Source organism: Fontibacter flavus (genome assembly GCF_042432905.1).
In the GTDB taxonomy this organism is placed as follows: domain Bacteria; phylum Bacteroidota; class Bacteroidia; order Cytophagales; family Cyclobacteriaceae; genus Fontibacter; species Fontibacter flavus.
This window is the reverse complement of the sequence record NZ_JBHLWI010000022.1, coordinates 16,792-29,434: the sequence shown is the minus strand read 5'-3', so window position 1 is coordinate 29,434 and position 12,643 is coordinate 16,792. Positions and strand designations below refer to the sequence as shown.

Sequence of the window (12,643 nt, the reverse complement as noted above, 5' to 3'; positions counted from 1 at the left end):
GGTCGGAGTTTATTTCGGATTTTGTCTTAAATACACTGGTAACAATGTTGAAATAAAATAAAAATGGATGTTTAGAGCTCCCAAAGACTGATTTTCCAGCTGGAACCTTAATGGTCAAAACGAGGCTGCCGAATGGGTAGCCTCGTTTTTTTATACAAGATCGAGGACTATAAGCAGGTTTTCGTTTACTTTCTTGGCTTGGGCTTCGGGGATTGTACCGATTTTTTTGAGAAATCTTCTGTTATCAATGACTCTCAATTGATCGATCATGATGTCACAATCTTGTTCCAAGTTTGCCATTCCTTTCGTGAGTTGAACACGCAAGACTCTGCTGGCAGGCTGTACATTTGTGTTGATTGGACAAACTAAGGTCGAAGGATGGACTTTGTTGAGCAAGTCTGTTTGCACTATCAAAACGGGCCGTGTCTTGCCTGCTTCAGTTCCGAATCTGTGATCAAGATTTGCAATCCAAATCTCAAATTTTATAACTTTCCTCATCTTCAAATTGCTCAAAATCATCCAAAACGTTTAAAGATTCAGTGCTTACGAGCTTTGATTCATTGGCCAATAATTTTTCAAGAAGTTTTCTTTTTTGGATTTTGTTGTAGTGATCCAAAGCTTCATTGATGTAGCGGTTTCTGGATTTTTCCATTTTGGAAAGAAGCTCTTCAGTCTCTTCGAAAATGGCATCGTCTAATTTGAGAGAAAGGGTTTTCATGTCCATATGAGTATATCATAAAAGTATATACTTTTCGTCAAGGAAAAAAGTTTCGGCAGCATGAGGTTTACTTTGTACCCAGGAAATTATTTGATTAGTAGAATGAGGTAGTTTTTGTCGTGTATTAAGAGAATTACCTCAATCTTGCCTTAAATAGTACCTCATAATCCCTTTCCATTTCAGTTCTATTGGGGGAGATCCAAAAGTTGCCTTCTTGGTCTACAAATTCAATTCGGCCTAGTTTACCGGGAATTTCTATGGGAGTGAGGCTTCCGTCTTCTGATACTACTGCCCATTGAGACTGATTTTTCTCGCCGATCAAATTAAATATTTCCTGAAAATCACTGATGCCATTTGTGATCCTTTCATATTCCTCATCTGAAAGTCCTGGACTGTAGTTGATCAATAATTGACCATCCACCCAAATAAGTTGATTGATAGCCCCATAAGCAAATTCCCTGGTATCAAAACTGATCATGTTTTGATTCACTGATTTGGGATCCTTTCCTTTGATCAATTGGAAGTTGTCTACCTGCAATTGGATTTCCTTTGAAGGTTTATTCAGATCATCCCAATTGTAGAAAAATATCTTAGACTCATTTTTAAAGGCAATGTACAAGCCTTCTTTGGTCGTTCTTAGTAGAGGTACGGTATTGGTGACAGGGAAAATTTCAGAGGCTTTGAATCTTGAATTTTCCGGAAAAGGAATGACTCCCAAATATGAGCCCTTTGACAGGTCAATGGCTTCAAATTTGGTGCCTTCAGTAGATTCATAAAAACCAGAACCTTCAGTGTTTCTTCCTGCCATTAGCCCAAGGGCAAAGTTTGGATCCCTAAACTGAAAAACATCTGCATTTAAAATGATGAAATTCATAATGGGATTAAAGTCAGGCTCAAATTGTTGCTTTAAATTACCCCTTAAATCGAATAGGAATAAGCCTTTGGTTCCCAAAAAAGCGATCTCCGTATCATTTCTGAATTGTGGTCTGCCCATCAAATTGGGGCCAATACTTTCAGGCTGATCTCCGGATTTATTGAGAGTTTGTAGGATTTGGCCTTCGTTGTCAATAAGAAGTACGTCTGATTTCTGAAGGTCCATGGCCAGAAATTTTCTGCCATCTGGACTAATGTGAGACCAGGACAGTAAGCCAATGTAGTCCACAACAAGAGAGTCCAGTATTTCCACCCCGTAGCTCTTAGGACTTGTGTCAGCTGAGCTCTCAAGCTCCTTTCGGCTGCAAGCAAGGATTGAAAAAAGAGCGAGCGCAATTAATGCAGAGTTGAAATAGTTTTTTGACATCGTTTGGTTTTTTTAAAAGTAAGTTGCCGCATAATTTGTTTGTACGGGCTTGTAAAGGTAGAAGGTTTGGTGTTTTTCTTCTTTTCCGTGAAACTCTTGGTCTTTCAGGCCCACGATTTCTCCATTCTTTGTATAAGATGAAGTCCAAATGATCCCTTCGGGACAGGCTTGATTCCAAGTAATAGCACCCATTTCGTAATCAAAAAAGGCCCATAAATAAGGATTGTGATTGTCGTCCAGCATCCGTCTAACCTCCCGGTCATCTGTGTTGTAGCCCGAGGTTATATTTTCATCCAAACCTTTTCGGTAAATGACCAGGATGCCCTTTTCTAGCGGATAAAGCCCAGTGATTCTTCCTTCAATGATGTTTCCATTGATATCCCAATATTTGTCAGACTGATTCATGGACACGGCCTTTCTTTGTACAAATTTGGTATCAGGGAGACTGACTTTTTGTTGGAAGAGGATTTCGTTTTCTATTTGCTTATAGTGGTAGAACCATGGTTCAGCATGGAAAAACAAAAAGTAATCTGCCCTTCTCTTTTTGATCGTCGGGAATGTCCAAAACCTGTAGCTCCCAGGTTGGTAAATGCTCCCCGTTGGAAAAGGCATGGTGTATTTTCGTTGTTTGGAAGAGGCTTCGAATATTTCAAGAATAGGTTTGGAATAAGCTGATCCAAACAAATCGTCGTAGTTTTCTATCATTTCCATGTTTTCGGGGCGGAGGTAGACGAAATTGCCCCCCAGTTTGAAAATATTATCCCCAGTAAGGCCATTTATATAAAAAGAACCTGCCCCAAAAGGGATTTTTCCAGTGATCTTAGCAGATTTATTGAGAAACACGATTTGATTTTGGGGAAGAATAAAAGCAATGCTGTCACCTATATAATTGATTCCGACCGGATAAGCTTCCAATCGATCAGGACCGTCTTGATGCCAATTGATCTGGTATTCGATATCTCCATCTCTGTTGAACTCAATCAGGCGATTGTTTTGATAATCTTCGGCCAAAAAAACATCTTTTTCAGGATGATAATCCCTGAGGTAGAATACACCTTCGTAATCCACCAGAATTGAATCGGTTTTCTGAAGAATGAATTTTTCTAGCTTGATGCTTTTTGCATTTTCCGTTGCGCAGGAAGCAAGAAATATTGTTAACAAACAGGCAATCAAAAGTGAGCCTGAGGAAGTTCTTTCTTTTGATTTTCCAGATTCGACAAGTGTAATGGTTTTTTTCATTGATTCCTTTTTAGTCTCAGCTTATACAATGTTACATACTCCTGTTCTTCACCCAGGTATTCATCGCTTCTGATCGCATAAAAGGCTTTGTCCAAATCTTCAATATTCATGATCATTGAAATAATTGGAGGTACGACGATTTCATTGGACCAACCTAACTCAGGCTCATAGATCCTGAGGTATTTCTTTTGTATATCGGGGATTTTGTACCAATTATTTTTGTCTTTTAGGCCGGCATTCATAAAGGCATCCTGATTGATGCCCTCATCGTAATGAATGATCAAACCCTGTGGTAATGCATATACATTGTGTGATCTTGCTCGGGACATAAAGTTTCCTGATACATATCCCACTTGTTCTTTTTGGCCTTCCCACTGTACATATTTGGAGGGACTGAAATCGAGTGTTTCCAGCAATTCACCGTCTTTTTCCAGGTCATAAACCGTTATCAGCGATTCGGTATCCAAGTGTAGGTAAAGTAAATTTCCATGGATAGCCACTTTTGGAAATGGCCTTTCGTAATAAAAATCGCTTTGGTGCTTGCTTTCTGGAGATAGCCTGATCATGGGTTTGACCTTCCCTGCTTCCAGGTCCACTTGCTCTATCAGTGGATTTTCTCTCCAAAAATCCCTCAGATAAGGATTTTTACCATTTCTTCCAGGGTAGAAAATCAGGATTTTGTTTTCATAGAAATCAAAAGTTCTTGCATTGCCCATCATATCCCTAAGTTCGGTAGTAAAGGGCATTTGTATTTTTCTTTCCAAGCTCAGGTCTTCTCGTAGAAGGGCAATGTCCCCAACCAGGGTTGTGACCACGATCTTTCCAGATGGCTGAAAGCGCATTCCACCTATATAACTCACTGATTCAGGACCTTCACTAGGAAATGTTTTCTGCTGTAATATTTTCCCTGTACTGTCAAAGAGCAGTAAGGTGTTGGTTTTTCTGTCGAAGAAAAGCCCTTTGCCTTTCTGGAAATCCGTTGCATTTACCTGGCCAAGATAGTCCACTTTTGCGGAATCAATTATTTCCACAGAGAAATCATTTGAAATTACCTTTATTTCCCGATTTTCTTGACAGGATATCAGGCTCCAAAAAAATAAAGCCGACCAAAAGTATTGAATTTTTAGATTCATGGTTTAAGGCAATTTTTTCTAAAATAATAAAAAAATTCAGACCATCCTTCCTACTTGGGTAGGATATTGGAAGAACAGAACTGTTCTTCGCACATAAAGGGTTTTAAGGGATGACTTTTCTTAATATCATTTCATCGTGATTGAGCATTGCTGGCAGTGAACCCGAAAAACTATGATAGCGAAAATTTTACTTATAAATCCAAACATTAAAGACTTTTAGTCCCTAGCCAATTGCTGTCTTAGTATTTCATCCTGAAATATCCTCTGCTCCAATTGTCTGGCATATTCTCGGCCTTTTTTAAATCCAAAATCTGTAAATGCCTTTCCAGCCCAAAATTTGGCTTCTTCCAAATCCCCCATGACTTCATAGCCCAATGCTAGATTGTAACATAATCTTCCCCCGGATTTGTTGTCATTTATTTGATTCAGACCATTGTGCCAGCTGTCAAGTGCCGCTTCCCACTGCCCAACTTGTGCCAACCTAGACCCTTTGGCCAAATTTGGTTTTGATTTTGGTTTTTCATACATGGTACGGCTTATGGAAACATTCATGGGAGCAATCCTCCTGGCATAGCTTGATCCTGCCATTCTGCCCACATACTGTGTTGCACGTACTTTGTCGATCAATAAGGCAGCCGCTTGGGTTCTGGTTTCTGCCTCGGCGGACCAAAGGTTGGTTTTGTCGTAATTGACCTGATCGAAAATGTTTTTGGATACAGGTTCATATAGCCTAAACCCAGCACTGACAGAGGCAATTCCTTCCATGGAAATACCATCAACCTCTACCGACCTTGCATCTTTCCCTGTGCCTACGGTTTTTTTGATGACTTTCTTTTTATCAGTCACGATAAAGTCTGATGAAAACTTTTCCAGTACCAAAACCGCATCGGTTCCATAGTGAGCACAAAGTGCCTCCACTTGCTCCCATGTCAAGGGGATAGGGAATGTCTGTGCGAACAAGCCACCTCTTAATCTTTCCCTTGCTCTAATTACCTCAAAACGCGGAGAAGTATTTAGTTCCTGTTGGACGGTATTCAATGTTGCCTCAGCAGCATTTTTGACTTCAAAAGGAGCTTCTCCGCTAATCATTCCCTCCAAAACTGCCAGTCCTTCATTTTGGGGAGCAGTTCTATCTACCAGTAATAATTTTTGAACGTGATTTGGAACACTGATTTCTGCAGGAACCATACGGTTCAAAGTGACGGACTTACTGCACGCACTAAGGATAATCAATGCAAGAAGGATAAAAACTGAAACCTGATTTGTTTTCATGAAAATTTGGGATCAATAATGGGATTGATTCGATTTGGAGTCTAAAGGTTGCAAAAAAATAAAGATTTAGAAAAAAATATTTTTTTGAAATGATCAGTTTAGTTAGCTCGGCTTTTTTAAAGAAATCAAAAAAATATGGGTTGTCGCAAAAGTGACAACCCATATTGAAAAACTTAACCTATTAGGTTTCCCTCATCATCCCATTGAGCTATTGTTCCCCTTTCTTCTACTTTTAGGTAAACAGAATTATATTTTTCAGGATATTCAAGACCGTGTTTTTTCAAAACTTCATCCGGTACCCCATCCCATGCATTTGGGATATTACCCTGGTAACCCAAATATTTGAACCCTATTTCTGTGGTGAAATAGCCTGTTGCAGTTAGGTTTCTCAGCATATTGAAAAACATGACAGGTCCCTTCAAATCAGGTGATGCTTTATCTGGCCATGCGATCAGATCAATAACTTCCATTCTTTCTTTATTGGAAAGCTCAAGGAAAGTTCTGCCATAAGTATCATTGCTGTAATTATCCAGCCACATCAATCCTCCTCTCATAGGAGTCTGGTAGCCGGGATAGTCTTTCATCATAAATTCTATGAAATCAGGAACACCCGCTTCTGTAGCACTTCCTGATTCACTGTCGGCAGGCATGATGATGTCCACCAAAATATCCAGCTTTTTTCTTTCCTGCTCTGTAAAGAAAGTTTCTGAAAGTAATTTTTGGTCTCTTAAAATCTCTTCCTCAGTACGGCCACCAGGAGTGCCTCCTATTATTTTAGGAGAATAATCCTCTGCTTTGTCTTTGGGACTGCAGTGGGTCAAGAGGAATCCGGATGCCAGGGATCCGGTGAAAAGGAGTTTTAGGTTTTCTCGTCTGTTCATGGCTCCGGTATTAAATATTTTTCTTTTTCAATTCATTCACAATGTACTCAGATGTTCTCCAGGCTAGGGCCAAAATGGTCCAGGTTGGGTTTTTATCCGCTTGGGATACAAAAGGACCTGCATCCACCACAAAGAGGTTTTGACAATCATGGGCCTGACAATTGCTGTTCAGTACAGAAGTGGAGGGATTATTGCCCATTCTTGTGGTACCTACTTCATGAATGATCCTCCCAGGAGTGGCCAAGCCATAAAGCGTGTCGGCTCCTGGTTTTTTACCTAAAAGAACAGCACCGGCCTCTGTCAGGATTTCTTCAAAAGTATCCTGCATGTGTTTGGCTTGTTTGACCTCTTGGTCAGTCCATTTGTAATGGAATTTCAATACCGGAATGCCAAATTTATCTACCACATTGTTGTCTATTTCACAGTAGTTGCTGTATTGTGGAATACTTTCACCCCGTCCAGACATTCCTAGGGTGGAGCCATAAATTCTTCTGATGTCTTTTTTCAATCCTTCGCCATAGCCTCCGTTAGGACTTGGATTACCAAATTCGTCTTTGAGGTATTTTCTCATATTATCCATCGAGAAACCAATACCATAGGAAGGCATTCCCATTCCCCCCCAATATTCTATATGATAACCACGAGCAAAATCCAGTTTTTTGTTGTCAAGCCACCAAGGCGTGTAGACATGCATTCCGCCGACTCCATCCTCATTATACCGCTCTCGGTCAATCAGATCGGGCATGATTCCCATGCGGTCAGCACCAGTGGAATCATGCAGGTACCTACCTACCATCCCACTACTGTTGCCCACACCATTTGGATGGCTCTGGGATTTTGAGTTTAACATAATCCGGGCAGACTCACAGGCAGAAGCGCCGAGGACGACTACTCTAGAGCGGAGTTTGTATTCCTTCATGTCTACTTTGCTCACAAAAGAAACCCCTGTGGCTTTTCCGCTCTCATCAGTAGTGACAGTCCTGACCATGGCCATGGTGTAGAGATCCACTTTACCTTTAGCCATAGCTGGCTTAATCAGACATGTTCCCGAAGAAAAATCAGCATAAGCTTGGCAGGCACGGTTACACTGGTTGCAGAAAAAGCAAACCCCTCTTTCATTATTGATGGGTCTGGTCAGCATGGATAGCCTGCCCGGAATTACCGGTACATTCACCTTTTTCGCACCACGCATAATATATAGCTCATGTAATCGTGGCTTTGGGGGTGGCAGGAAAAAGCCGTCTGGCTCATTATAAAAGCCTTCTTTTGAACCAAAGACACCGATTAATTTATCTACTTTATCATAGTACGGTTTGAGATCATCATATCCTATTGGCCAGTCATCTCCCATGCCATCGATACTTCTTCTTTTGAAATCATTTGGGCCAAAACGTAAGGAAATACGGCCCCAATGATTGGTTCTACCTCCAACCATTCTTGATCTGAACCAATCAAATGAACTTCCTTCACCTCTGGTGTAAGGCTCGCCTTCAATATCCCAACCTCCAATAGCTTGATCAAAATCTCCAAATGGTCTGACCCTTGTTCCGCTTCCTCTTCTTGGAGATTCCCAAGGTGGTCTTAACTGTGTTCTGTCTTCCTCTTTGGCAGGGTCAAAATCTCCACCAGCTTCCAGTACAGCAACAGATAAACCTGCTTCTGAAAGGATTTTGCTAGCCATACCCCCTCCGGCTCCCGAACCTACAATGATGACATCGTAAGTTTCAGCGTTTGATTTGATCTCAAAACTCATCTTTTAGAAAATTTTTATATTTCTCCATCAAGTTTGGAAAAAAAATCAAAACCTCAAACTAGACAGACTGAATTGGATGGATTGGGATCAATATTTAAGCAGGATTGGTAAGTATATGCAAATCAAGTCAAGAATATTAAGTAATTCCATAGAAAAGAATTTCCTTAATTTTTACGACATCATACTTTACAAATTTTTGATTTTTTAGACCTTAAATTTAGAGAAATCAGAGAAGTCAAGATGTACTTCAGCTACACAGTGCTAAAAAATGGTTTTTTAAAGAAAGTATTTTCTTTTCTCTAATAAAGGGATCAATTAATATGGGTTTCAGAGTAAATCCTTCAGGTTTTCCCAAACTGTTTGAAAAACAATTAGGTGACCTTCTTCTGTAGGGTGGATACCGTCAGGAAGATTTAAATCAGGATTGCCTGCCACACCATCTAATAGAAATGGGATCAATTTTACTTTTTCTTCATCCGCCACTTGGGGATAAATTTCCTCAAATTCTTTGATGTATTCCTGTCCCATATTTGGAGGGATCTGCATTCCAGCCAAAATGATTATGGTCTCGGGATATTTAGCCTTGACCAATTGGATCATGGCCTTCAGGTTTTTTTTGGTTTCGGATAGGGTAATACCTCTCAATCCATCATTTCCGCCCAATTCCAATACAAAAATGTATGGTTCTTCTTCCAAAAACCAATCCAAACGGCTCAATCCACTGGCAGTTGTTTCCCCGCTAAGTCCGGCATTTATTACCCGATAATCCATGCCTAAGCTGTCAATCCTTTGTGCAACCAAACCGGTAAATGAATCTTCCAGTTCTATACCATATCCTGCAGTCAGGCTGTTTCCAAAGAATAAGATGAGTTTTTGTTCTTTCTTAACGGTAGTTTCTTCCTGAGAAACAGGTGGGACGGTTTTTTCAGACTTTGGAGAACAGGCGAAAGTAAATATGGCTATGGCGAAAATGCCCAAAAACTGTTTGATCATGGTTCGGTATTTTTTCAAAATTACTATTTTCTTGGAATTTTGTTCAAAGCCAATGCAATAGCTTTATATTTAATGGCCAAATCAAAACCTTTTATCCATCTCTTGGTGTTCTATATCCCAAGACTTTAAAATTGAATTTTCATGAGCATTTTGAGTGTAAAAAACGTTTCCAAAACATACCAAAGTGGCAGTAGAAAGCTGACTGTGCTGGATGATGTGAATTTTGAAATTCATGCAGGGGAAAGTATAGCGATTGTAGGCCCATCAGGAAGCGGGAAAACTACATTACTGGGGTTGTGCGCAGGGTTGGATTCCGCTAGCACAGGTTCAGTAGTGTTGCATGGAAATGCTTTTGAAAAACTTACAGAAGATCAAAGGGCTGCTGTGAGAAATCAATACGTAGGTTTTATATTTCAGAACTTTCAGTTGCTGCCGACGCTTACAGCACTCGAAAATGTAATGGTTCCATTGGAGTTGAAGAAAAGAAAAGACGCTAAGGAAAAAGCCATGGCTTTATTGGAAAAAGTAGGTCTAGGAGATAGGAATACTCATTATCCTACACAGCTTTCGGGTGGAGAGCAACAGCGTGTTTCGATTGCCAGGGCATTTGCCAATGAACCTAAAATCCTTTTTGCAGATGAGCCTACAGGGAATTTGGATACGGAAACAGGGGAGATGATAGAGGATTTGATTTTTAATCTCAATAAGGATTTGGGGACAACTTTGATTTTGGTTACTCATGATTCTGAATTGGCAAAAAGGACAAATAGAATCATTCATATCAAGGGAGGTAAAATCCAGGAGGGTAACCATGGTTGATTTTGGTTGGGTTCTTAAGATGGCGGTTCGAGATTTCAGAAAAAATTTTTCCCGACTGCTTTTGTTCGTTTCCTCCATGGTGGTGGGTATTGCTGCCTTGGTAGGGATCAGCTCTTTTGGTGAAAATCTTAAAAAAGACATAGACCGACAATCAAAAGAATTGGTCGGCGCAGACCTGGTATTGGATAAAAGCAGTCCAATAGGGGAACAGCCAACGGACACATTGGCTGTTCAAGTTGCCAATGAGGTGAATTTTGCCAGTATGGTAGCTTTTCCGGCAACAGATGAAAGTAGGCTGACCCAAGTTAGGGCTTTGGAAGGGGACTTTCCTTTTTATGGCCAATTGGAAACAACGCCTGCCGAAGCACAGTCGACATTCAGAAAAGGGGGGAGAAAAGCTTTGGTGGAGAAAATCCTGATGGCACAATTCAATGCAGAAGTAGGGGATAGTATCAAAGTTGGTGAGCTGACTTTTGTTATTGAGGGAGAATTACAGAAAGCACCTGGTCAAACAGGAATCACAGCGACCGTTGCACCTGCAGTCTATATTCCAATGGAATATGTAGAGGCCACCGGTTTGATTCAATATGGCAGCCGATTGAAATACCAGCGATATTACCAGTTAGCAGATGAAGTCAATCCTGAAGAATTGGTGAAGAAATATGAAGAAACTTGGGAAAGTGAAAAAGTAGACGCAGATACTGTAGAGGATAGGAGGAGAAGGACAGGCCGTTCTTTTGATAATCTTTCTAATTTTTTGAGTTTAGTGGCATTCATTGCCTTGTTGCTTGGTTGTGTAGGAGTAGCGAGTGCAGTTAATGTTTTTGTGAAAGAAAAACTAGCTTCAGTGGCAGTTTTAAGATGCTTAGGGGTGACTGCCTGGACTGCGATGGCTATATACCTTGTGCAGATTATGATCATGGGATTGGCTGGTTCCGTACTAGGGGCATTGCTTGGGACTTTACTGCAGTTTGTACTGCCTGCTGTGTTTGAGGATTTTCTTCCAGTGGAGGTGAATGTTGCTGTTTCTTGGGGAAGTGTTGGTTTTGGAATTCTGACAGGACTATTGGTTTCCTTGCTATTCGCCCTTTTACCTCTTCTAAAAATCAGGAAAGTGTCCCCAATGGCTACATTGAGACCGGATGAAGGAGAAACAAAAATCAATAAAGATGCACTTCGCTGGGGAGTAATAGCGGGGATTTTGATTTTTGTATTTGGATTCAGCTACCTGCTGTTGAACGGTTGGAAAGAAGCATTGGGATTTACAGGATTTGTGGTGTTTGCCTTTCTGATCCTATGGTCAGTGGCTTTGGGGATTATGTGGCTGATTAAGAGGTTCCTGCCTATTTCATTGGTTTACCCTGTCCGTCAATCTTTGGCCAATCTTTATAGACCCAATAACCAAACTGTAGCTTTAATTGCTACCATCGGACTGGGTACAGCCATGATCAGCACCTTGTTTTTTGTCCAAAATCAATTGTTGGATGAAGCCAAGTTTGCAGATAAGGAAGATCAGCCCAATATGTTGCTTTTTGATATTCAAACCCATCAGGTGGCTTCTGTTTTGGAGAAAGTGGAGTCTAAAGGGTTGCCCGTGATGCAGCAGGTGCCGATCGTGACTATGGGATTAGAGTCCATCAACGGATTGACCAAAAAAGCCAATGAAGAATTACCTGAAGAAGAAAGAAGGTCGAGAGGCTTGTACAACAGGGAATTCAGGGTGACCTATAGGGATTCATTGATCGACTCAGAGCGTTTGTTGAAAGGGGAATTGAGAAGAGTAGTCAATCCAGAAGATTCTGTTTTTATTTCAGTAGATCAAGGTTATGCCATGAGGACAGGTATCAAATTGGGAGATGAAATAATTTTTAACGTTCAGGGAAGGCCTATCACTACATATGTGGGGAGTCTAAGGGACGTCAAATTCAATCAGGTTTCTACCAATTTCCTTGTTTTGTTTCCGGATAACGTGTTGAACAATGCTCCTAAGTTTCATGTCGTGATCACCAAAACCAAAAACGACAGGCAGGCAGCAGATATGCAAGCAGAAATTGTCCGTGAGTTCCCTAATATATCTGTACTCAATCTAGGTGCTATAGTGGAGACATTGGAGGAGATTTTGGGCAAAATTAGTTTTGTAATTCAGTTTATGGCATTCTTTAGCATCATCACGGGAATTCTGGTATTGATCAGTTCATTGATCATCAGTAAGTACCAAAGAATGAGGGAAAGCATTTTATTGAGAACACTTGGTGCAGATAGTGGGACTGTTAATAAAATCAATACTTTAGAATATTTCTTTTTGGGCTCATTGGCTTCCCTGAGTGGTGTCTTACTGTCCCTGTTGGCGACGTTTTTACTGAGCAAATTTGTGTTTGAGTTGCCATTTAGAGGAGCTTATGAGGAAGCATTCATTGTGTATGTATGCATTACCCTGCTGACGGTGATTTTGGGTTGGCTCAATGGTAGAAACATTGTTAAAATGACTCCCATGGAGATTTTGAGGGGGAATTAAGTTGATGTTTCAACATAAAG

11 protein-coding genes are annotated in these 12,643 nt (G+C 40.6%); 2 read left to right on the top strand and 9 right to left on the bottom strand.

Annotated elements, in window-relative coordinates:
- Positions 1-150: 150 nt before the first annotated feature.
- The 9 genes from ACFFIP_RS07995 to ACFFIP_RS07955 form a co-directional block, all read right to left on the bottom strand.
- Positions 151-498, bottom strand: coding sequence for a type II toxin-antitoxin system PemK/MazF family toxin (locus ACFFIP_RS07995; RefSeq protein WP_382387077.1), 348 nt, complete (start codon positions 496-498; stop codon positions 151-153).
- Complete coding sequence (locus ACFFIP_RS07990) at positions 476-718, bottom strand: ribbon-helix-helix domain-containing protein (RefSeq protein WP_382387075.1); 243 nt, start codon at positions 716-718, stop codon at positions 476-478. The genes ACFFIP_RS07995 and ACFFIP_RS07990 overlap by 23 nt, the downstream gene beginning before the upstream one ends.
- Positions 719-851: 133 nt before the next feature.
- A complete protein-coding gene (locus tag ACFFIP_RS07985; RefSeq protein WP_382387074.1) occupies positions 852-2,018 on the bottom strand; it encodes a hypothetical protein in 1,167 nt (388 codons plus the stop codon).
- A gap of 12 nt (positions 2,019-2,030) precedes the next feature.
- Positions 2,031-3,257 carry a hypothetical protein gene (locus tag ACFFIP_RS07980; RefSeq protein WP_382387073.1) on the bottom strand — a complete coding sequence of 409 codons (1,227 nt, stop codon included), beginning with the start codon at positions 3,255-3,257 and terminating at the stop codon, positions 2,031-2,033.
- A complete protein-coding gene (locus ACFFIP_RS07975; RefSeq protein ID WP_382387072.1) occupies positions 3,254-4,390 on the bottom strand; it encodes a hypothetical protein in 1,137 nt (378 codons plus the stop codon). The genes ACFFIP_RS07980 and ACFFIP_RS07975 overlap by 4 nt, the downstream gene beginning before the upstream one ends.
- 216 nt (positions 4,391-4,606) lie before the next feature.
- Positions 4,607-5,662 carry a DUF6340 family protein gene (locus tag ACFFIP_RS07970; protein ID WP_382387071.1) on the bottom strand — a complete coding sequence of 352 codons (1,056 nt, stop codon included), beginning with the start codon at positions 5,660-5,662 and terminating at the stop codon, positions 4,607-4,609.
- Between the two features lie 173 nt (positions 5,663-5,835).
- The gene (locus tag ACFFIP_RS07965; RefSeq protein WP_382387070.1) at positions 5,836-6,543 is read right to left on the bottom strand and encodes a gluconate 2-dehydrogenase subunit 3 family protein; all 708 of its coding nucleotides are present in this window, start codon (positions 6,541-6,543) and stop codon (positions 5,836-5,838) included.
- A 10-nt stretch (positions 6,544-6,553) separates the two neighbouring features.
- The gene (locus ACFFIP_RS07960; protein ID WP_382387069.1) at positions 6,554-8,296 is read right to left on the bottom strand and encodes a GMC oxidoreductase; all 1,743 of its coding nucleotides are present in this window, start codon (positions 8,294-8,296) and stop codon (positions 6,554-6,556) included.
- Positions 8,297-8,623: 327 nt separating this feature from the next.
- Positions 8,624-9,289, bottom strand: a complete 666-nt coding sequence (locus ACFFIP_RS07955; protein ID WP_382387068.1) for an arylesterase — start codon at positions 9,287-9,289, stop codon at positions 8,624-8,626.
- Positions 9,290-9,430: 141 nt separating this feature from the next.
- On the opposite strand from ACFFIP_RS07955, the gene ACFFIP_RS07950 reads away from it, so the two are divergent.
- Both ACFFIP_RS07950 and ACFFIP_RS07945 read left to right on the top strand, forming a co-directional pair.
- A complete protein-coding gene (locus ACFFIP_RS07950) occupies positions 9,431-10,108 on the top strand; it encodes an ABC transporter ATP-binding protein (RefSeq protein ID WP_382387067.1) in 678 nt (225 codons plus the stop codon).
- Positions 10,101-12,623 (top strand): ABC transporter permease, encoded by a 2,523-nt coding sequence (locus ACFFIP_RS07945; RefSeq protein ID WP_382387066.1) that lies wholly within the window; start codon positions 10,101-10,103, stop codon positions 12,621-12,623. Before ACFFIP_RS07950 ends, ACFFIP_RS07945 begins: the two co-directional genes overlap by 8 nt.
- Positions 12,624-12,643 lie beyond the last annotated feature (20 nt).

What these genes read in the sequence shown, in the direction of transcription:
- ACFFIP_RS07995 (WP_382387077.1), bottom strand. Translation starts at nt 498, where the DNA reads ATGAGGAAAGTTATAAAATTTGAGATTTGGATTGCAAATCTTGATCAC.
- ACFFIP_RS07990 (WP_382387075.1), bottom strand. Translation starts at nt 718, where the DNA reads ATGAAAACCCTTTCTCTCAAATTAGACGATGCCATTTTCGAAGAGACT.
- ACFFIP_RS07985 (WP_382387074.1), bottom strand. Translation starts at nt 2,018, where the DNA reads ATGTCAAAAAACTATTTCAACTCTGCATTAATTGCGCTCGCTCTTTTT.
- ACFFIP_RS07980 (WP_382387073.1), bottom strand. Translation starts at nt 3,257, where the DNA reads ATGAAAAAAACCATTACACTTGTCGAATCTGGAAAATCAAAAGAAAGA.
- ACFFIP_RS07975 (WP_382387072.1), bottom strand. Translation starts at nt 4,390, where the DNA reads ATGAATCTAAAAATTCAATACTTTTGGTCGGCTTTATTTTTTTGGAGC.
- ACFFIP_RS07970 (WP_382387071.1), bottom strand. Translation starts at nt 5,662, where the DNA reads ATGAAAACAAATCAGGTTTCAGTTTTTATCCTTCTTGCATTGATTATC.
- ACFFIP_RS07965 (WP_382387070.1), bottom strand. Translation starts at nt 6,543, where the DNA reads ATGAACAGACGAGAAAACCTAAAACTCCTTTTCACCGGATCCCTGGCA.
- ACFFIP_RS07960 (WP_382387069.1), bottom strand. Translation starts at nt 8,296, where the DNA reads ATGAGTTTTGAGATCAAATCAAACGCTGAAACTTACGATGTCATCATT.
- ACFFIP_RS07955 (WP_382387068.1), bottom strand. Translation starts at nt 9,289, where the DNA reads ATGATCAAACAGTTTTTGGGCATTTTCGCCATAGCCATATTTACTTTC.
- ACFFIP_RS07950 (WP_382387067.1), top strand. Translation starts at nt 9,431, where the DNA reads ATGAGCATTTTGAGTGTAAAAAACGTTTCCAAAACATACCAAAGTGGC.
- ACFFIP_RS07945 (WP_382387066.1), top strand. Translation starts at nt 10,101, where the DNA reads ATGGTTGATTTTGGTTGGGTTCTTAAGATGGCGGTTCGAGATTTCAGA.